Annotated in this window: 21 protein-coding genes; 10 read left to right on the top strand and 11 right to left on the bottom strand. The window is 68.7% G+C overall.

The annotated features are described in order from the left end of the window. Positions 1-20: 20 nt before the first annotated feature. Positions 21-1,178 carry a S1 family peptidase gene (locus tag ED92_RS33480; protein WP_037345284.1) on the top strand — a complete coding sequence of 386 codons (1,158 nt, stop codon included), beginning with the start codon at positions 21-23 and terminating at the stop codon, positions 1,176-1,178. 51 nt (positions 1,179-1,229) lie between these two features. Here ED92_RS33480 and ED92_RS33475 read toward each other — a convergent pair whose 3' ends face one another. The 3 genes from ED92_RS33475 to ED92_RS33465 are packed head-to-tail and all read right to left on the bottom strand — an operon-like array spanning position 1,230 to position 3,164. After that, a complete protein-coding gene (locus ED92_RS33475; RefSeq protein WP_037345282.1) occupies positions 1,230-1,709 on the bottom strand; it encodes a DinB family protein in 480 nt (159 codons plus the stop codon). Positions 1,710-1,746: 37 nt separating this feature from the next. Next, positions 1,747-2,685 carry an alpha/beta fold hydrolase gene (locus tag ED92_RS33470; RefSeq protein ID WP_037345281.1) on the bottom strand — a complete coding sequence of 313 codons (939 nt, stop codon included), beginning with the start codon at positions 2,683-2,685 and terminating at the stop codon, positions 1,747-1,749. A gap of 14 nt (positions 2,686-2,699) precedes the next feature. Further along, entirely contained in the window at positions 2,700-3,164 is a 465-nt protein-coding gene (locus ED92_RS33465) for a DinB family protein (protein ID WP_037345279.1), read from the bottom strand. Between the two features lie 131 nt (positions 3,165-3,295). Here ED92_RS33465 and ED92_RS33460 point away from each other — a divergent pair, with 131 nt between their 5' ends. Then, complete coding sequence (locus ED92_RS33460; RefSeq protein ID WP_037345812.1) at positions 3,296-3,865, top strand: helix-turn-helix domain-containing protein; 570 nt, start codon at positions 3,296-3,298, stop codon at positions 3,863-3,865. On the opposite strand, the gene ED92_RS33455 is transcribed toward ED92_RS33460, so the two are convergent. Next, positions 3,862-4,464: a response regulator transcription factor gene (locus tag ED92_RS33455; RefSeq protein ID WP_037345277.1), complete on the bottom strand. Its 603-nt coding sequence runs from the start codon at positions 4,462-4,464 to the stop codon at positions 3,862-3,864. The two genes, ED92_RS33460 and ED92_RS33455, sit on opposite strands and share 4 nt — an antisense overlap. Then, positions 4,461-5,564, bottom strand: a complete 1,104-nt coding sequence (locus ED92_RS33450) for a sensor histidine kinase (RefSeq protein WP_081975983.1) — start codon at positions 5,562-5,564, stop codon at positions 4,461-4,463. The genes ED92_RS33455 and ED92_RS33450 overlap by 4 nt, the downstream gene beginning before the upstream one ends. A gap of 119 nt (positions 5,565-5,683) precedes the next feature. Between ED92_RS33450 and ED92_RS33445 the strand changes: the two genes are divergently transcribed. The 3 genes from ED92_RS33445 (at position 5,684) to ED92_RS33435 (ending at position 8,053) form a co-directional block, all read left to right on the top strand. After that, positions 5,684-6,559, top strand: coding sequence for an ABC transporter ATP-binding protein (locus tag ED92_RS33445; RefSeq protein WP_037345273.1), 876 nt, complete (start codon positions 5,684-5,686; stop codon positions 6,557-6,559). 14 nt (positions 6,560-6,573) lie between these two features. Then, on the top strand, positions 6,574-7,293 hold the full coding sequence (locus ED92_RS33440; RefSeq protein ID WP_037345271.1) for an ABC transporter permease: 720 nt from the start codon (positions 6,574-6,576) through the stop codon (positions 7,291-7,293). A 217-nt stretch (positions 7,294-7,510) separates the two neighbouring features. After that, positions 7,511-8,053 carry an alpha/beta hydrolase gene (locus tag ED92_RS33435; protein ID WP_235213426.1) on the top strand — a complete coding sequence of 181 codons (543 nt, stop codon included), beginning with the start codon at positions 7,511-7,513 and terminating at the stop codon, positions 8,051-8,053. 170 nt (positions 8,054-8,223) lie between these two features. On the opposite strand, the gene ED92_RS33430 is transcribed toward ED92_RS33435, so the two are convergent. The 5 genes from ED92_RS33430 to ED92_RS33410 form a co-directional block, all read right to left on the bottom strand. Then, on the bottom strand, positions 8,224-9,477 hold the full coding sequence (locus tag ED92_RS33430) for an HNH endonuclease signature motif containing protein (RefSeq protein WP_037345806.1): 1,254 nt from the start codon (positions 9,475-9,477) through the stop codon (positions 8,224-8,226). A 205-nt stretch (positions 9,478-9,682) separates the two neighbouring features. Continuing rightward, the gene (locus tag ED92_RS33425) at positions 9,683-10,471 is read right to left on the bottom strand and encodes an ABC transporter permease (RefSeq protein WP_037345269.1); all 789 of its coding nucleotides are present in this window, start codon (positions 10,469-10,471) and stop codon (positions 9,683-9,685) included. After that, positions 10,468-11,418, bottom strand: coding sequence for a daunorubicin resistance protein DrrA family ABC transporter ATP-binding protein (locus ED92_RS33420; protein WP_037345268.1), 951 nt, complete (start codon positions 11,416-11,418; stop codon positions 10,468-10,470). The genes ED92_RS33425 and ED92_RS33420 overlap by 4 nt, the downstream gene beginning before the upstream one ends. Positions 11,419-11,429: 11 nt before the next feature. Next, on the bottom strand, positions 11,430-12,275 hold the full coding sequence (locus ED92_RS33415) for a DUF4097 family beta strand repeat-containing protein (RefSeq protein WP_037345266.1): 846 nt from the start codon (positions 12,273-12,275) through the stop codon (positions 11,430-11,432). Between the two features lie 51 nt (positions 12,276-12,326). Next, positions 12,327-12,845 (bottom strand): toxin-antitoxin system HicB family antitoxin, encoded by a 519-nt coding sequence (locus ED92_RS33410; protein ID WP_037345264.1) that lies wholly within the window; start codon positions 12,843-12,845, stop codon positions 12,327-12,329. Between the two features lie 402 nt (positions 12,846-13,247). On the opposite strand from ED92_RS33410, the gene ED92_RS33405 reads away from it, so the two are divergent. Beyond that, the gene (locus ED92_RS33405) at positions 13,248-13,817 is read left to right on the top strand and encodes a LuxR C-terminal-related transcriptional regulator (RefSeq protein WP_081975998.1); all 570 of its coding nucleotides are present in this window, start codon (positions 13,248-13,250) and stop codon (positions 13,815-13,817) included. Between the two features lie 6 nt (positions 13,818-13,823). Here ED92_RS33405 and ED92_RS33400 read toward each other — a convergent pair whose 3' ends face one another. Beyond that, positions 13,824-14,468, bottom strand: coding sequence for a LuxR C-terminal-related transcriptional regulator (locus tag ED92_RS33400; protein WP_037345261.1), 645 nt, complete (start codon positions 14,466-14,468; stop codon positions 13,824-13,826). Between the two features lie 93 nt (positions 14,469-14,561). Between ED92_RS33400 and ED92_RS33395 the strand changes: the two genes are divergently transcribed. The 4 genes from ED92_RS33395 to ED92_RS33380 all read left to right on the top strand — a co-directional run bounded on the left by ED92_RS33395 (position 14,562) and on the right by ED92_RS33380 (position 19,646). After that, positions 14,562-16,817, top strand: a complete 2,256-nt coding sequence (locus tag ED92_RS33395; RefSeq protein WP_037345259.1) for an NB-ARC domain-containing protein — start codon at positions 14,562-14,564, stop codon at positions 16,815-16,817. After that, a complete protein-coding gene (locus ED92_RS33390; protein ID WP_037345256.1) occupies positions 16,814-17,461 on the top strand; it encodes a TetR/AcrR family transcriptional regulator in 648 nt (215 codons plus the stop codon). The genes ED92_RS33395 and ED92_RS33390 overlap by 4 nt, the downstream gene beginning before the upstream one ends. Before the next feature lie 156 nt (positions 17,462-17,617). Beyond that, on the top strand, positions 17,618-18,283 hold the full coding sequence (locus tag ED92_RS33385) for a response regulator transcription factor (protein ID WP_037345255.1): 666 nt from the start codon (positions 17,618-17,620) through the stop codon (positions 18,281-18,283). Positions 18,284-18,428: 145 nt separating this feature from the next. Beyond that, positions 18,429-19,646: a glycosyltransferase gene (locus ED92_RS33380; RefSeq protein WP_037345254.1), complete on the top strand. Its 1,218-nt coding sequence runs from the start codon at positions 18,429-18,431 to the stop codon at positions 19,644-19,646. The last annotated feature ends 4 nt before the right edge of the window (positions 19,647-19,650 follow it).

Here is a 19,650-nt window from a genome sequence, read left to right as displayed (position 1 = left end):
CCTTATCGAAGGAAATTCGCATGCGAATTCGCGGACCCGTCATGCTCACCCTGTTCAGCGTCTGTGCCGGAATCGGCGCGCTCGCCGTCCCGGCGACCGCCGCGCCGGTCACGTCCTACGACCAGACGATGCTCGAGACGCTCGCCGCCCAGCTCAAGGTCAGCCCGCTTCAGGCCGCCCAGAAGCTGGACCATGAGAAGAACCTGATCGCGTCGCTGGACAACGTCAGAAATCGTGGTCTCCACACCGACGGCGCGTACTTCGACAACACCGGCGCGCTCGTGGTGAACGCCGACGCCGGTTCCGCGAAGGAGCTTCGCTCGGCCGGGCTGACCCCGCGCACCGGCGCCCGCGGTGAGAACGCGCTGAACGCCCTGTCCGCCAAGGTCGGCACGGTGATCGGCAAGGACGTCACCCAGGTCCAGTCCTGGGGTCCGGAACTCGCGGCCGACCAGGTCGTCGTCACCGTGCAGCCGGGTGCCGACAGCGCCCTCGTGCGCCGTCTCACCGCCATGCCCGGTGTGACGGTCCAGACCGGTGTCGCCAACGGGAACACCACGCAGGCCGACGTCATCCCCGGCCAGATCATGGACCTCGACCCGGGCACCAACTGCTCGCTCGGCTTCCCCGGCACCACCAGCAGCGGCAACAACGTGCTGCTCACCGCCGGGCACTGCGTCGAAGGCAACCCGGACATCCTCAACCGCAACGGCGTCCACATCGGCCGCGGTGTCGCCACCCAGTTCCCGTCGACCGACATGGGCCTGATGGACATCGACACCGAAGACACCGGCCGCGGCTACGTGGACACCCGCATGGGCACCACGGTGCGGATCACCGGCAGCTCGAAGGCGCCGGTCGGCACCACGCTGTGCAAGGCGGGCAACACCACCGGCTGGACCTGCGGCAAGATCACCGCGTACAACCAGACCGTGCGCTACAGCGGCGAAAGCGTCGCCACCACCGGGCTGGCGAAGTCGACCGTCTGCACCGAGGGCGGTGACAGCGGCGGTGCCTACATCGCGGGCAACACCGCGCAGGGCATGACCTCCGGCGGCCCCGCCGACGGCCACGACTGCGGCTACAACGAAGGTGCCAACGCCACCGGCTCGTACTCCTACTACCAGCCCGTCGTGGACGCGGCGAACAAGTACGGCGTCACGCTGACCCGTTCCTGACGAACGAAACGACGATGCCGGGGAGCCACCGCTCTCCGGCATCGTCGTTCGCTAGGAACTCAAGATCTGTTCCCGCAGGATGTCCGCGTGGCCGCCGTGCTGGGCGAGTTCCCGCAGCATGTGCAGATACACCCAGCGCAGCGGGAGCGGGCCGCGGCGGTTCCCGTGGAGCAGGTCGTCCAGGTCGAGGGCGGCCGCGGCCTTGCGGGACACCTCGCAGGCTTCGCGGTACGCCTGCCGCACGGAGGCGATCGTGTCCTCTTCGGTGAGGATGAACGATTCGTCGGGCGTCTCGGGGAGACCGATCTCGGTCCGCGGGCGGCAGGTGATGCCTTCGACGAACCACACCTTTTCCACGAAGGTCGCGTGCTTCACCAGACCGAGCAGGGTCGTCCGGGAGGGGACGAGCGACCGGCGGGCCTGTTCCTCGGTCAGCCCCTCCAGGGATTCGTCGAGAACACGACGGTGCTCGTCGAGGAAGACCTCGAACTGCTCGCGGAACGGGTGGTTGAGGACTTCCAGCGTGGACATGCGCGAAGCATCGCAAAGGTTCTCGATTCCGGGCAACCTACTTCAGGAAGCCGATCAGTTCGGCACTAACGAACGCCGGATTCTCTTCGGCGAGCCAATGTCCCGCCTTCGGCACCTCGACCGCGCGGGCCAGGTTCGCGACGCGCGGCGCCAACGTGGCCTTCTGCGGTTCGAGCAATCCTTCCGCTGTCATCAGCAAAGTCGGCGTGGCGATGGGTTTCGCGCCGGCGTTCGCGGTCGCGTCCTGCCCGAGCGTCCGGTAGAGCTCGAAGCCGCCGTGCAGGACCTCCGGCCTGGAGTAGGTGCGGGCGTACTCGTCGATCTCCGCGTCGTCGAACGGTGGCGGCGCGCCGGGACCGCCGAAGGCCGTTCCCGAGTAGGCGACCTGGGGATAGAACAGGGACAGGTACTCGCGCACGTCGTCGCCGACGACGGCTTCGGGAATCGTCTTCTGCGAGTGGAACGCGATATGCCAGCTCAGGTTCCGGTAGGCCGTCGCGTCGAGCGCGGGTCCCGGCAGTGGCAGATCGAGATAGGCGAGCTTGGTGAGATCGCCGGGGAATTGCGCGGCGTATTGGAAGGCGACGGCGGCGCCGAGGTCGTGACCGGCGATCCGGGCGTCGCGCAGGCCCAGCCGTCCGGCGACGAGGCCGTGCACGTAGCGGGCGAGGGTCGCCTTGTCGTAGCCGGGCGGCGAGCCCTCGCTGTCGCCGAGACCGGGCAGGTCGAGGGCGTACACCGTGAAGTGTTCGGCCAGCGCGGGCATCACCCGGTGCCAGCCGTACCAGGTCTGCGGCCAGCCGTGCAGCAGTACGAGCGGGGCACCCTTGCCGCCGGTGACGTAATGCATCTTCACTCCGTCGACGTCGGCGAATTCGTGCCGGAACCCAGGCGGCGGCGTGGCGGTGGCCGGGGGCGAACCGCAGGCCGTCAGCAGGACGAGGGCCGCGACGAACGCGGCGGCTCGGTGGAACATTGGGGATCTCCGTTTCAGCGCCCGGTGGCGCCATCGATCAGTTCGCGCAGGATGTCGGCGTGCCCCGCGTGCCGCGCGGTTTCTTCGATCAGGTGGGTCAGCGTCCAGCGCCGCGATGCCCGGTGGGGCCCCGCCGCGGCGAGGTCGTCCCAGGAGGCGATCGCTTGATTCGCCTCGGCGACGGTTTCCCGGTAGGCGGCCAGAATCGACGCCGTCGTGTCGTCCGGGGCCGGGTGGAACGTCGCCTTCCAGTCGGTGACGCGATGGCCGAGCAGCCAATGCCGTTCGACCTGGGTCAGGTGCTTGACCAGGCCCAGCAGATTCGTGCCGGACGGCACGCCGGGAAGGCGGGCCCGGTCTTCCGGAACGCCTTCGGCCTTGGCCATGACCGCCGCGCGGAGATAGTCGAGGAACCCGGCGAGCACTTCCTTCTCGCCTGCTCCGGTCGACGGCGGCCCGGCGTCACGTTTCCGGTTCATCGCCCGGCCGCGTTCCGGCGGCCCGCCGTTCGTGGAGTTCGTCCCAGAATTTCGTAGCGCTCATGATCGCCACCTTCGCCGCCGGTCCGCCGGTTTGGCACGAAAACTTGCCGACCTGGCAAGATCGAGGCATGGACGGAACGGACGAGGTGCTCGACGCGGTCGGCCCGCGGTTGCGAGCGCTGCGCAAACACCGCGGCCTGACCCTCGCCGAACTGTCGGCGGCGACCGGGATCTCGGAAAGCACCCTGTCACGGCTGGAAAGCGGCGGGCGGCGGCCGACGCTCGAACTGCTGCTCCCCCTCGCCCGGGTGCACGGCGTGCCGCTCGACGACCTCGTCGGCGCTCCCCGGACCGGTGATCCGCGGATCCATCTGCGGCCGATTCACCGCCACGGCATGACGTTCCTCCCGCTCACCCGGCGTGCGGGCGGGGTGCAGGCGTTCAAGATGCTCATCCCCAGCAGGGACGCGCCGGCGGAACCCACGCCGCAGACCCACGGCGGCTACGAATGGGTGTATGTCCTCAATGGACGGTTGCGGCTGGTGGTCGGCGACCGGGACATGGTCCTCCCGCCGGGCGAAGCCGCCGAATTCGACACCGCGCTCCCGCATTGGCTCGGCTCGGCCGACGGGCACGCCGTCGAAACCCTCGTCCTGTTCGGACCGCAGGGCGAACGCGCCCACGTGCGGGCGCGTTAGAGCCAGTCGTGCTCGCGCGCGTACCGGGCGGCCTCGTGCCGTGTCTGCGTCTGGGTCTTCTGCATGGCGTTCGAGAGATAGTTGCGCACGGTGCCCTGCGCGAGGTGGAGCCGTCCGGCGATCTCGGCGACCGAATAGCCCTCGCCGGTCACCCGCAACACCTCCAGCTCCCGCTCGGTGAGCGGACAGTCGTCGACGACGGCGAGCGCGGAGACGTCCGGGTCGATCCAGCGTTTTCCCTGGTGCAGCGTGGCGATGACGAACGTGATGTGCGACGGGTCGGCGGCCTTGCTGACGAAGCCCTGGACGCCGAGTTTGAGTGCCTTGCGGAGCACGCCGGGTTTCGCGTGCCGGGTCAGCATGAGGATGACCTGGTCCGGCCGGGTGCGCCGGATCTCCGCGACCGCGCCGAGCCCGTCCACACCGGGCATTTCGAGGTCGATGACGAGGACGTCGGGCTCGTGCCGCAGGGTGGCCTCGACCGCTTCTTCGCCGTTCTCCGCCTCGGCCAGGACGGTGATCTCGCCTTCGAGCGGGAGCAGCGCGGCCATCGCCTTGCGCAGCAAGGCTTCGTCGTCGGCGAGCACCACCGTGGTCATCGTGCCTCCAGGGCCGGGAAGGACGCCGCCGTCACGAACCGCCCGTCTTCCTGTTCCACCGTCAGTTGCCCGCCGTCGGCGACGACGCGTTGTTCGAGCGCGGCAAGCCCGCGGAGTTCGGGCAGTGGCGTTCGCGGGGCGCCGTCGTTGACGATACCGATGCTCCATTCCGACAGGGTGATCCGCACACGGGTCGCCTGCGCGTGGCGCAGGATGTTGGTCGTGGTCTCACGCAGGACCTGGCCGAGCAGCCTGCCCGCCGCCGGATCGACGTCCGCCTCCCGGTCGACGCGCACGCGGATCCCCGCGGCCTCGAAGAGGTTCCTGGCGTTCTCCAGTTCGGCGGAGAGGTTGAGCCGGCGCTGGGCGTAGGCGAGTTCCTTCGTCTGAGTGATCGTGTCGGCCACGAGCGCGTGGATCTCCGCCAGTTCCTCTTTGGCCCGCCCGGCGTCGATGTCCACCAGTTTCGTGGCGAGCGCCGTCTTGAGTTTCACGACGTGCAGCGTGTGGCCTTGGATGTCGTGCAGATCGCTCGCGAACCGGACACGTTCCCTGATCACGGCCAGTTCCGCCTCCCGCTCGCGGGCCTCCTCAAGTTCCTTGACGACGTCGTAGAACCGTTTGTTGGGGAACATCAGGCCGAGCACGACAGCGGTGATCGCGGCCGGGACGAACACGAAACTGACCAGCTCACCGGACACGTCCTCGTGCGAGACCAGCAGTCTCAGCGCGCCCACCACGGCGATGTAGCCGACGAGCGCGACGGCCGCCGGGATCCGATGGCGTGGCAGTTGCGGCACGACCAGGGAGCCCACGAGGAAGACGCCGAAGAACGCCGAGCTGCCCCCGACGAGCAACACCGAGAACGGCCACACCGCCGCTGTGATCACCAGGCACGGGATCGCGACCCGCAGAACCTCGCCCGCCGCCCAGCGCACGAAGGCGACCAAGGCCGCCAGCACACCCACGCTCAGCACGACCGCGTGCCACCAGGTCCGCGAATCCGAGGCGACCACGATCACCCCGCCGACGACGAGCAGCGGGACGAACATGGTGAGGTTCAGCTTGCGCAGCTGCCCGTTCGCCGGCTCGGTGTCCACATCAGACATGAGTCCAGTATCGGCTCTCTTTCGGCGGGGGCAACAGTGACACCACGTCATGGTTTCCTCGTGACGTGGCCGCACTGGCCGGGGCGTGTCCGAGCGGCTGAGATCAAGGTATGACAGCGATCGACGTTGACCGTCTGAACGTGAAATACGGCGACTTCCACGCCGTGAAGGATCTGTCCTTCCAGGTCCGGCAAGGCGAGTTCTACGCCCTGCTGGGCACGAACGGGGCCGGGAAGACCTCGACCTTGGAAACCCTGGAAGGACACCGGAATCCGACGTCGGGCACCGTCCGGGTGCTCGGGAAGAGCCCGCGGGACCGCGCGGCCGTCCGCCCCGAGATGGGCGTCATGTTGCAGGAGAGCGGTTTCTCACCGGATCTGACGGTGAAGGAGTCGATTCGCCTGATCGGGGCGCTGACCCGCCGCACGGACCGGCTCGAACGGGTGCTCGGCATCGTGGACCTGACCCGCAAGGCCGACACGAAGGTGTCCCAGCTTTCGGGCGGTGAGAAGCGGCGGCTCGACTTCGCGACCGCGGTGTACGGCTCGCCGCGGCTGGTGTTCCTGGACGAGCCGACCACCGGGCTGGACATCCAGTCGCGGGACGCGCTGTGGGACGCGGTCGACAACCTGCGCGAGGACGGCTCGACGATCGTGCTCACCACGCATTACCTGGAAGAGGCACAGCAGCGCGCCGACCGCATCGGCCTGATGCACCGGGGCACGTTCCACCGGGAAGGCACCGTCGCCGAACTGACGCGGACGCTGCCCTCGGTGATCCGGTTCTCGCTGCCGTCCTCGGCTCCCGCGCTGCCGGTGCAGGGCAAGCGGGAACACGACGGGAAGTTCGTCATCGAGACCTTCGGGCTGCAGAAGGACCTGCACACCCTCCTGCGGTGGGCGCAGGACCACGCGATCGAACTACCGGACCTCGAAGCGGGACCGACCCGCCTCGACGACGTGTTCCGCGCCATCGAAAACGACTGAAGGACTGAGTTGTCATGCTCTCGATAGCCCGTAGCGAACTGATCCAGATCTTCCGGAACCGGTCGGTCCTGATCACCAGCTTCGTGATGCCCCTCGCCATTTCCGCGTTCTTCGTCTATCAGCACGAGGTCTTCGCCGAGATCGGCAGCCTCGGCTACATCGCGGCGATCGTGATGTTCACCGTCTGCGCGTTCGGTCTCTACACCAGCGCGGTGACCACGCTGGCCTCACGACGGCAGAACCTGTTCCTCAAACGACTGCGCTCCACCGCGGCCGGGGACGCGTCCATCCTGGCCGGGCTGGTCCTGCCGGTCACGGTCATCTCACTCGTCCAGGTGGCCGTGATCATGACCGTGCTGGGCGTCGTCACCGACACGCCCGCCAACGTCGGCCTGCTGGTGGCGGCGGTGCTCGCCAGCGTCGCCATGATGATCGGACTCGGCCTGGCCACCGCGGGTCTGACCAACTCCCCCGAACACGCGCAAGTGACTACCCTGCCGGTCAGCCTCGGCGTGATCGCGGTGGCGAGCTGGGTCGGCATCTCCGGCACCGACGAGCTGGCGCTGCTCAAACGCCTGCTGCCCGGGGGTTCGGCCACCGAACTCGCCGTCAACGCCTGGAACGGCGGCGTGGCACTCACCGATTCGCTGCTCCTGCTCGCCCCGACCCTCGCGTGGGTCGTCGTCGCCGTCGTCCTCGCGACGCGGCTCTTCCGCTGGGAGCCGCGCCGATGACCGTCCGAAGTGGAGCGAAAACTCGCCCTCGTGCTCGTCATGGACCGGGTGCGCGAGGCGCTCGGCGAGCGGAAGGTGAGCTACTTCGACCGGCGCCGGCGGATGGGACGCCTCCTTCTCGCGGCTGTTCGGCCAAGGCGTCGAAGACCGCTTCCCGGACTTCGCCAAGTTCGCCGCTTCAAAGCCCGAATACGGCTTAGGACGGACTCCGGCGCAGGTGACCGCGAAGTACTTCGAACTGGCCGCGCGGCTGGACAGGACGCCGAGCCCGGACGGCTACAACGCCCAGGTGTTCCGCCATGTCACGTTCGCGGATCTCTACTACGACAAGAGCCTGCCGCATCTGGCCGCGACGTGGCATTCACTCGACACCGGGAAGCCCGTGCCGACTTCCTCGGGCACCGCTTTTCCTTCGGACAACTACATCGCGAGCCGGCTGCACGTGATCTGCAACGACTCCGACTGGTCGGAGGACGTCGGCACGTATCGGCGCGACGTCGCGATCGACCGAATCCGGCACCCGCTGTTCGGCGCGGCGACCGCGAACATCACGCCGTGCGCGTTCTGGCCGTCCGAGTCGATCGCGGCCCGTCGAACGTTAGGGGCACGGAAGCTGCGCGAGGCTTTCGGCGAGCGCGCCAAGATGGTCACCGTCGGCCAAGGCGGTCACCTGGCATACCTGTTCAAGGACAACGAATGCGCGAACGACCTCGCGGCGGAGTTCCTGGTGCGCGGGACGCGGCACGATTTCGCCTGCTGATCCGATGTCACGACCGCGTGGCGATCCGCATCTTCCTGATGCCGAGGAAATCCCGGTTGGCGGTGCGGGAGCTCCGTATTCGGTTGGAGGTGTTTAGCCCGCGGGGGCTTTTCAGGTGGCGCGCATGCCGAGGGGCCCGTCGCCGGTGTGGCTGGCGGGCTTCTCGGTGGTCAGACGTGGTGCAGGGTGTTGCGTCGGGGTTTTCGGAGCGGATCTCGGTATTGGGGTGGGATGAAGTCCGGTAGCCCGTCGGCCGCCATGCGTACTTGCCAGTCGCCGTGGTGAATCAGCCGATGATGGAAGCCACACAATAGGACCAGGTTCCGGAGATCGGTCGGTCCGCCGTCTGCCCAGTGGTGAATATGGTGGGCGTGGCAGTTCTTGGGTTTCCGGTGACAGCCGGGGAAGGCACAGCCGCCGTCGCGGATGTTGAGTGCACGTCTCTGCCCTGGAGTGACGAAGCGTCTCAAGCGTCCCATATCCAGCGGCTCACCCGAGGCACCCATCACGACCGGCACCATCAGGCAATCGCAAGCGGCAAGCCGGGCTTCCCGCGCCGTCATCGTCCCCACGAAGTCCAGGCATGCGGTCCCGAGACCGGATTTGAGTTCCTCGAGTCCGATGGTGACGTGGACGAGGGTCCGGTAGCCGCTGGTTCCGGGCTGGTCGGGGCAGGCGACCGCCAGATCCAGGAGTTCGGCCCAGGCGTCTCCCATGCGCTCGCATTTCATCCGCAGATCCGCCTGCCCGAACTCGTCCACTGGCCGTGGCTGGGCGTGCGCTTCCAGGGCGGCGGCGGTGCGGGCCCCGGTCTCGTCATCGAGCAGACCGGTCAGTTTCCAGAAGCCGTCCTTACGGCGTTCCAGAGTGATTTCGCGGCGTGGTTCTTTGGGTTCGGGGTCTTTGGGTTCGTTGCCGTCGGGGTTGAGCCAGCCCTGCAGTTTTGCTTCGGCGCCGGCGAGTTGGCGGGGTCCGGCATTCGGGGCAAGGTCAGCGAGGATCTTCTCCGCGCTCTCCCGATCCTCGGCAGACGTGTCGGCGGGGAGCCGTTTCAAGATCTCCAGGATCTGATCGATCCGTTCATCCCCGACCAGTCCCTGAGCGGCGACGGCGGCAGTGGCGGGAGCAACGGGTGGAACCTCGGTTCCATCCAAAGCCCGGGTGGGATTCAAGGCGATCGCCCGCTTCACCACCGCACCGGCCTCGCCGCGTGACAATCCCGCGATCTCGGCGAACCAGCTCGCCGTACTCCCATGCCCGTACAAGTCTTTGACACCACGAGACTCGATCTCCGCCAGGAACCGCCCCAAACACGCGGTCGCGATCCGGATCACCTGCAACGACTGCTGCACGCCATGTGCAAGCTCCAGCTTGCCAGCGCGCCACAGTTCCTGCGGCAACTCGGGGAGGAAGGTCTCGGACACGACTCCATAATACCCGAAGAAATCGAACACGTGTTCGTAATTTTAAGCAACAAGCCAACTCGCACCGACAACACTGAAGGGTGAAACAGCCGCCAACGCCGAATCACCCTGAGCAACCTTCGCATTCAGTCGACTAAATGCGAAAGCCAAGCGCCCCGGACCGGAAGAAACCCGGCCCGGGGCGACCCCCAGTGGTAACCCCAGATCAGCGGTCACGTTCCTTGGCGAACAAGGATTTCGACCACACATACCCGACGACCGAGAGCAGGACGCACCAGCCGATCGCGAGCCAGCCGCTGTTGCCGATCGGAGTCCCGAGCAGCAGACCGCGAATGGTCTCGATGACGGGCGTGAACGGCTGGTAATCAGCGAACCAGCGCAGCCAGGCCGGCATCGAATCGGTCGGCACGAATCCGCTGCCGAGGAACGGCAGCAACATGAAGATCATCGGTGTGTTGCTGGCCGTTTCCACGCTCTTGGCCGCCAGGCCCAGCGCCACCGAAAGCCACGTGAGCGCGATGGTCAGCAACAGCAGCACACCGACGACGGCGAACCATTCGCCGACCCCCGCCGTCGGGGAGAAGCCGATGAGCAGCGTGACCCCGAAGACCACGGCGAGCGCGAATGCCGTCTGGATGAACGCGCCGACGACGTGCCCGGTCAGGACCGAGGCCTTGCTGATCGCCATCGTGCGGAACCGCGCGATGATGCCTTCGGTCATGTCCGTCGCCACTGAGATCGCGGTGCCGAGAGCGGCGCTGCACACGGTGACGAGCAGGATGGCGGGCGTGACATAGCCGACGTATTCGGCCCGGCCGCCTCCGCCGCCGAGACCGTTCCCGAGTGTGCCGCCGAAAACGTAGACGAACAGCAGCAGGAACACGATCGGCTGGCCGATCAGCATGATGGTGAGCGACGGATACCGTCGCATATGCCGGATGTTGCGGCGCAGCATGGTCGTCGAGTCGCGCACCGAAAGGGCGAGGCTGCTCATCGGGCCATCTCCTTGGTCGCTTCGGTCCGGTGACCGGTGAGGCTGAGGAACACGTCGTCGAGGTCCGGCGTGTGCACGGTGAGACTGTCGACGGCGACGGCTTCGTCGTCGAGCCGGTCCAGGACGGCGCGTAGGGCGGCGACGGTGCCGTCGGTCGGCACGCGGAGTGCCAGGGCTTCATCGTCCGAAGTGGACACCTGAAGCACGCGGGTCGCGTCACGCAACGAGACCGCGTCGGGGAACTTCAGTTGCATGTGCCCGCCGGGTACGCGTCGTTTCAGTTCGTCGGGCGTGCCGAGCGCGACGATCCGGCCGCCGTCGAGTACGGCGACCCGGTCGGCGAGCTGATCCGCTTCCTCCAGGTACTGCGTCGTGAGGAAGATCGTCACCCCGCCGTCGACGAGGTCGCGGATGATCTGCCACATCGTGCGGCGGCTGCGCGGGTCGAGGCCGGTGGTCGGCTCGTCGAGGAAGATGACCTTGGGGTCGCCGATCAGCGTCATCGCCAGGTCGAGTTTGCGGCGCATGCCACCCGAAAACGTCGATGACGTCTTCTTCGCGGCGTCGGTCAGCTCGAAGCGTTCCAGGAGTTCGGCGGCACGTCTGCGGCCCTCGCGGCGCGGCAGATGGTGCAGATCCGCCATCAGGAACAGGTTTTCCTCGCCGGTGAGCAGATTGTCCACCGCGGAGAACTGGCCGGTGAGGCCGATCGCGGCGCGGACACCGTCCGGGTCGGTGGCCAGGTCGGCTCCGGCGATGATCGCGCCACCGGCGTCCGGAGTGACCAAAGTGGACAGGATGTTGACCGTGGTGGTCTTGCCCGCGCCGTTGGGGCCGAGCAAGGAGAAGACGGTGCCGGACGGGACATGCAGGTCTATGCCGTCCAGGACGACCTTGTCGCCGTAGGACTTGCGCAGTCCGGTCGCGGAAATGGCCGGGTTTCGCATCGGGATTCCCTTCAGGAACGGTGGACGATGATGTCGCCGACGGCGGTACCGGCGTGGACTTCGACCTTGTCGGTCGCGTCGCCGGGCGCGGTGGAGGCGGTCATGTCGTTGAGGACGCGGCCGAAGCTGGTGTTCACGTCGAGCCAGGCCGCGCTGCCCTCGCGGATGCCGATTTCGACGTCCCCCAGCGACGTTTCGAGGGTGAGCGTGCCCCTGGCCGCGTCGAGGACACGGACGGATCCGTTGGCGGTCTTGGCTTCGACACCGCTTTCGGCCTTGTCGACGGTGATGTCGCCATTGGCCGAGCGGAGGCGGATCGAGTCGGCGACGGTCCCGACGGTGGTGGGCCCGTTGGAGTTCTTGACCACCGCGGTGCCGTCGATCGCGCCGACCTGCACGCGGCCGGAACTCGTGCTGATGTCGGCGTTGCCGTCGGCGTGCTCGACGACGATGTTCCCGGACGCGGTGTGCAGTTTCAGCTCACCGGTACGGTCCAGCCGGATGTGCCCGGTGCCGGATTTGTAGCGGCAGGCGCCGATCCGCCCGGTCACGGTCAGGTCGCCGAGGCCGGTGCTCCCCTGCACCCGGGAGCCGGCGGGCAGTTCGATGGTCACGTCGATCGACCTCGTCCGCCTGGAGAAATCGAGCAGGCGCATCTTCGGCGCGCGGACGGTCAAGGTGCCGCCGGAGAATTCGACGACGGTGCGCTTCGCGGCGTCGACGTCGGATTCGTTGTTCTCGTCGAGCGGGGCGACTTCGACGACCGTGTCGGTGCGGTCCCCGGCGACGATCCGGACGTTGCCGACGACCGGTTCGAGGTCCGCGAGAATGGGTTCCGGGGTGGCGAAAGAAGGCATGGTTGTCCCCTCAGAGGTGGTGTGATCGGTGTTTGTGCTGGTCCGGGAGGTCTAGCTGACCCAGCCGGTGTAACGCTGGACGCCGCGATGGCCGCCGCTCATCGGGGCGGGCGGCGTGGCCCGCTCCGCCGGCTGCAACGCCGCGGACGCGGCTCGCACGAGCCACGCGTTGACCGAACGGCCTTGCGCGGCCGCCGCTTCCTCGACGCGTGTCTTGAGGTTTTCCGGGAGCCGGAAGTTGATCCGGGCCGTGGCCCCTTCCTCGTCCGGCAGCGGCGGCTCCGGCGCGACAGGTGCGGCAGGAGCGGCAGGTGCGGCCTGTTCGACCGCGGGAAGCGTGACGGCGAAGCTGGCTTCCCCGGCACGCAGCCGGACCTCGACCGAACCCGGCGCGAGGTCACGGGTGATCTCGTCCGACGCGGCGGACAACGCGTCCAGCAGCGCGAGACGAATGGCCGACGCGAGCGGCGCGGTCAGGCGTTCGGCGAGCGCGCTCGCCTCGGCTCCCCCCGCCTCGGCGGCGACGGCGAGTTCCCGGCGAACGGTGTCCACAAAGGGCGTCAAATCCATGATGCCATCATGGCACCATGATGGCGCCACCGCAAGGCCAAGTTGGCGCCACATGATGCCAAAGTGGCGTCTACGCAGGTCGGGGGCATTTTTGCCCCTTCGATCAGTCTCGACTGGCGGGGGAAGCAGGACACGGCCGAACGCGTTGCCGGTGTCGTTCACGGCGGGCGAGAATCGCCGCGAGCCGCGCGAAAAGGAAGCGACCCGCCGCCGGATGTGGGGGTCACCCGAGGCGGGCCGCTACCCGGTTCCCACCGTACAAGAGGTCCGCTCGCGTATGCGGGCAACGCTTTTTGTCCTTGCGGCCCTTGACAAAACGAAGATCCACAGTGGACGGAAGACGGACACATGCGAACAGTTCGGGTGAGCGTCTGCGCCCTGGACCCCATCACGAAGGCCGGCATGGTCGACCTTCTCGAGACACGCGCGTCCGTGGTGGTGACCGCAGGCCGGGCACGGGCCGAAACCGATGTCGTCGTCGCCGCTTTCGACCGGCTTTCGGCCGACGCGGTCGCCGCGTTGCGCGCGGTCGCCGCCGAACTCGGCAAGCCGATCGTGCTGGTGACCGACCGGATCGAGGAGGGCGGCCTCACGGCGGCGGTGGTGTGCAAGGTGGTCGCCATCCTGCCGCGGTCGGCGATGACCGACTCCCGCGTGGCCGACAGCGTCCGCGCCGCCGCGTCGCGCACCGTGGATCCGCCGCGCGAGCTCCTCGGCAGGCTGGCCGACCAAGCCGAGCGGCTCCACCGGGAGCCGCTCGCGCCGGACGGACCGGCGGGCGCCGCGCTCTCCTCGCGGGAGATCGACGTCCTCCGCCTGATGGCGGACGGGTTCGACACCCAGGAGATCGCGACCGAACTCGCCTATTCGGAACGGACGGTGAAGAACGTCATCTACGCGGTCACCGACCGGCTGAGGTTGCGGAACCGGTCGCACGCGGTGGCCTACGCGATCCGGGAAGGGGTCATCTGAAGGCGCTCAGATGAGACCTTCGCGGAGCGCGTACGCCACGACGTGGGTGCGGTTGCGCAGATTGAACCGGCTGAGCAGGCCGTGCAGGATGTTCTTCACGGTCCGGTCGGAGTAGGCCACCCTCCGGGCGATCTCGCCGGTGTCGAATCCCTCCGCGAGCAACCGGAGCACTTCGGTCTCGCGGGGCGACAAGCCACTGAGCGTGAGTTCGCGCGGCTGGAGAACTTCCTTGTGCAGCCGCGAAATCCCGCGCAACAGACTGCCGAGCTGCTCGGCGGGCAGATCGCCCCGGCCGGCGTGGGCGTCGGCGACCGCGCGCAGCAACCGCCCCGGCGTCGCCTCGGAACGCGCGACGACGACGGCGAGTCCGCGTTCCACCGCGGCCCACAGCTCGGCCTGGTTGGGGTGGTCGGCCACCAGCACCAGACGGGCGGGCCCGGCCGGGAGGTGCCGCGGGTCGTCGCCCGCGACCGCGACGAGGACGTCGGCCTTCGCCGGGTCCTCGCGCAAGCTGATGCCGGGGCCGCCGCCGAGCGCGCTGCGCAGCCCCGCCAGGACGAGCGGATCACCCGCGTGCACGGCGACCCGGATCTCCCGCCGCTCCCCGGTCCGGACGACCGGGCGGACGGGCGTCGTCATGATCGTCGACATGCCTTCCAGGTAACCGGCCGCGGAGAAGGCGGGACAAGTGGAAGCGGGGGGCAGCTTTCCGTCATCGCAAGCCTGCCGGTTGAATGGACCGCGGTGGAGGCGAACGAGACGCGGTCGGTGTTCGGCAAGCTCCTGCTCGAGCATCGGCGGGCCGCGGGATGGACACAGGCGCGGCTGGCCGAGGCCTCCGGGATCAGTGTCCGTGCCCTGCGCGAACTGGAACGCGGCCGCGCACGGGCCGCGCAGCGACGCTCCGCCGAGGTGCTGGCCGACGCGCTCGGCCTGACCGGACGTGACCGCGAGTTCTTCCTGACCGTCGCCGAACAGGGGCGGCGCCGGAATCCGGCGCTGGCCGCCCAGGTCGCGGCGACCTGCGCGCTGCCCGCGCCCACCGCGGATCTGTCCGGCCGCGAGAACGAGCTGGACCAGCTTTCCGCGAAGGTCGCCGAGGGCGGTGGCGTGGTCGCGATCGTCGGACAGGCCGGGGTCGGGAAGACCGCGCTCGCGGTGACCGCGGCGGATCTGTGGCGGGCGGAGTTCCCGGACGGCGGCTACGCGGTGGACCTGCGCGGAATGGACGAGGAACCGTTGAGCGCCCGGGCCGCGCTCGACCGGCTGCTGCGCGCGCTGGACGTCGCGCCGGGACAGGTGCCCGCCTCCGAAGCCGAACGGTCGGCGTTGCTGCGGATGCTGCTCGAAGGACGGAAGGTCCTGCTCCTGCTCGACAACGCCGCCGACGAAGCACAGATCCGTCCGCTGCTGGTCGCCGGACCCGGCTCCCTCACCCTGATCACCTGCCGTCGTACGCTCGCCGGACTCGAAGGCGCCCGCTGGCTGGGGCTCGAACCGCTGTCGGACGACGGCGCGACCGGACTGCTCGCCAAGATCGTCGGCGCCGACCGGATCCGCGCGGAGCCCGCCGCGGCGCGCGAACTCGTCGAACTGTGCGGATTCCTGCCGCTCGCGGTCCGGATCGCGGGCAACCGGCTCGCCACCCGGCCGCAGTGGTCCCTCGCCCAGCTCGCCGACCGGCTGCGCGACGAAAGCACCCGGCTGCGCGCGCTCGCGGCGGGCGATCTGCAACTGCGCTCGGCCTTCGACCTGTCGTATCGCGCGGTCTCGGCCGAGGCACGACGGCTGTTCCGGCGGCTGGCGACCGTACCCGGCGCGGATTTCGGCCTGGAGCTCGCGATCGTCGTTTCCGGCGCGGCCCCCGCCGACGTGCGCGATCATCTCGACGAACTCGTCGACGCCAGCCTCCTGCAGACCACGGCGGAACCCGAACGGCACCAGTTCCACGACCTGATCCGCCTGTTCGCGGAGGAACGGTTCGAGGCGGAGGAAGACCCCGCCGCGCGTGACATCGTGCTCGTCCACCTGCTCGACAAGGCGGCCGAAGCGGCCAGGTTGTTCTATCCCAAGGCATCCGACACCGGCCGGTTCGGCTCGCGGGACGAGGCCGCCCGCTGGCTGGACGTCGAAGGCGAGAACTGGGTCGCCGCGCATCGGCTGGGGGCGCGCAAGGGACGGCATCGGGAGGTCCGCGATCTCGCCATCGCGTTGCACTGGTACTCCGACGGACGGAGTGCCCAGCGGCCGTGGTGGGAGATCTTCTCGCTCGGTGCCGCCGCGGCGGGCGCGCTCGGCGACGCCGGGGCCGAGGCGAAGCTGCTCAACTTCGTCGGCTGGGCGGCGAGCGTTTGTCTCGGTGACGACGAGAGTGCGGTGGCGGAGCACCGCCGCGCGCTGGACATCGCCGTCCGGATCGGCGATCAGGTCGAGCGGACGTGGGCGTGCATCTATCTCGGCGGGGTGCTGCGGTTGACCGGGCAGGGCGAGGAAGCGTTCGAGTTCGCGAAGCGCGGGTACGAACTGGCGCACGAACTGCCGTTCTGGGACGGGCAGACCACGGCGCGGAACATGTACGGGCGCGCGTTGCTCAACGCCGGGCGGCACACCGAGGCGCTCGCCGTGCACCGGGCCGTGCTCTCCGACGCCGAACGGCTGGCGGGCGACACGTATCCCGATTTCCATCGGCTGCTGAAGACCCTGACCCTGCGCGCCATCGGCGACGTGCTCGCCGATCTCGCCGAATGGCGGGAAGCGGCGGGCCAGTACCGCACCAGCCGGTGGCTCGCCTGGGAAGGTGGTTTCGGCGGGCTGGAAGTGCTCAGCGCGATCCGCGAGGGACGGGCCTGGCGGGAGGCCGGCGCGTTCGACGAGGCGAGGGAATGCCTGACCCTTGCTGTGGAACTCTCCCCTGGGCCGTCGTTCGGCGCGTGGCGGGAACAGGCTTCGGCCGAATTGGCGCTGCTACCCTTCGGGCCGACGGAGCGGGAGGGCCGATGACCAACGCGGACGGGCAGAGCCCGCGGGAGCGCTATCGCGACCAGGTGCGCGCGGAGATCAAACAGCACGCGTGGGAGCAGATCGCCACCGCCGGGGTGCCCGCGCTGTCGCTCAACGCGATCGCGAAACAGGTGGGCATGAGCGGTCCGGCCCTGTACCGGTACTTCGCCAGCCGCGACGACCTGATCACCGCGCTCATCCGCGACGCGTACCGGAGCCTCGCCGACACCGTCCGGGCGGCGTTCGACGGCGGTGCCGATCTGGCCGGGCTCGCCGTCACCATCCGGGACTGGGCCCGGAGCGACCCGCAGCGCTATTTCCTCATCTACGGCACGCCTGTCCCCGGCTACCACGCGCCCGAAGACACCACCGCCATTTCGAGCGAGGTCATGGCCGTGCTGCTCGAAGCGTGCCGCGCGATCCCCGTGGACGGCCCGGAAACCCCGTTCGACAAGCACCTCGACGGTCACCGTGACTGGGCGGGCGACGATCCGGCCCCATCTGCGACCCTCCACCGCGCGCTCGCCTTCTGGACCCGCCTGCACGGCGTGCTCTCGCTCGAACTCGCCGGCCATTTCACCGGAATGAAATTCGACCCCGATCTGTTGATCTCGGCCGAACTGGACGACCTCACGACCCGGTGACCGGCCGATCGCCTTCGCACTGAACCTTTCCCGCCTCTCGAGCGTCTTGCCCTGTGACGTTGCCGCGGTTGACATGCAACGTTGTAACGTTATAGCTTCTAAGTACCGCAAGAGCTACTAACATCGTTATCCGGGCGCTTCGGGGGGACTTCGTTCATGATTCACGGGGAGAAGATCAGCAGGAGGACCGACCGCGTCAGAGTCGCCGTGCACGCCCCGGATCTGCTGGCCGGGCTGGGCACGACGAGCATCCTCGGCGCCGACGAGCGGCTGGACGTGCTGTCCGACGCCGACCTCGGGTCCGCCGAAGTCGTCGTGACCGTCGGAGACTCGATCGGCGACGGGGTTTTCGCCTTCCTGCGCCAGGTTCGCGCCGCGTCGTCGCTCCCTGCACCACCGAGATGCGTGATCGTCACCGACCATTTCCCGGTCCAGGTCCTGATGACGGCCATCGAATGCGGCATGGCCGCGCTGCTGCCACGACGCGACCTCGACGGCGAGCACCTCGTGCGGACGATCCTCGCGGTCAGCCAGGGCGCGGGCGCGCTACCGCCACGCCTGCAGGGCAGCCTGCTCTCCCAGCTCGAACGGATCCAGGAGGACCTGCTGGTCCCCAACGGGCTCGCGTTGTCCGGACTGTCCGACCGGGAACGCGAGGTGCTCCGCCTGCTCGCCGACGGCCATGGCACGGAGGAGATCGCGGCCAAACTCGCCTATTCGGAGAGCACGGTGAAGAACGTCCTCCACCGCGTGATGTCGCGGTACGGCCTGCACAACCGCACGCACGCCGTCGCCTTCGCGCTGCGCACGGGCTCGATCTGAAGAAGGCGTCCAGAGTGGACGAACAAAGCGAACATTTCCCCGCCCCCTTCAACTTATAGCGGACATGGGGGCTTGCGGCAAGGCCCCGGTCATCCCCCAGAATTGCCCGCCGAAGGCCGATGGCTGTGGAAATGGGAGTCGCGAAGTGCGTTTTTTGCTGACGACGTGGGGGTCACGCGGGGATGTCGAACCCTTGGTGGCACTCGCGGTCGAAGTACGGAAACTCGGTGCGGAGGCGCTGGTGTGCGCGCCGCCGGACGAGGAATTCGTGAAATTGCTGAAGCAGGCCGGTGTGCCTTCGGTGCCGCTCGGCCCGACGGTGCATTCGGTGGTCGCCGGACCGAAACCGCCGACTGGGGAAGACGCGTTGAAGCTCGCCCCGGCGCTGGTGGCCGCTCGATTCGAAACACTTTCCGCCGCGGCGGAAGAAGGGTGCGACGCGATCCTCGCGACCGGCCTGCTGCCCGCCGGCGCGCGGGACGTCGCGGAGAAACTCGGAATTCCTTACGTGTACGCGTGTTTCCACACCTTCGGGCTGCCGTCGCGGCATTTCGCCCCGGGGGTGCGGCCGGGCACGCCGTCGCCGGAGGGCGAGACCGACAACCGGGTGCTGTGGCGGCAGGACGCCGAACGCGTCGACGCCTTGTACGGCGGGGCGCTCAACAGCCACCGGGCGGCGATCGGGCTGCCGCCGGTGGACAACGTCCGCGATCACGTCTTCACCGGCTCGCCGTGGCTGGCGGCGGACCCGGTTCTGTGCCCGTCGGAAGGGATGACGGATCTCGATCTCGTCCCGACGGGAGCGTGGATCCGGCCCGACGACCGCCCGCTCCCGGCCGATCTGGAGGAATTCCTTCAGGCCGGTGAGCCGCCGGTGTACGTGGGCTTCGGCAGCATGGCCGCGTACGCACCGAAGGACATCGCCCGGGTCGCCATCGAGTCCGCCCGCGGGCTGGGACGGCGGATCCTGCTCGCCCGCGGCTGGGCGGGTCTGGCTTCGATCGACGACGCCGACGACTGTTTCGTCGTCGGCGAGGTCAATCAGCAGGCGCTGTTCCGCCGGGTGGCCGCCGTCGTGCACCACGGTGGCGCGGGCACCACGACGACGGCCTCCCGAGCGGGCGCGCCCCAGGTGGTCGTCCCCCGGATCGCGGACCAGCCGTTCTGGGCCGGGCGGGTGGCGGAACTGGGAATCGGTGTGGCACACCAGGATCCGCTGCCGACCGTCGAATCCCTGACCGCCGCGCTCACCACGGCCCTCTCCCCCGCGACCGGCGCGCGGGCGAAGGCCGTGGCGGACACGATCCGGACCGACGGGGCGGCGGTGGCCGCGAAAATGCTCGTGAGTGGTAAGGACGGTTAGAACC

Origin of the sequence: Amycolatopsis sp. MJM2582 (assembly GCF_000754115.1) — a bacterium.
Taxonomy (GTDB): domain Bacteria; phylum Actinomycetota; class Actinomycetes; order Mycobacteriales; family Pseudonocardiaceae; genus Amycolatopsis; species Amycolatopsis japonica.
This window is presented reverse-complemented; position numbering and strand designations above follow the sequence as displayed.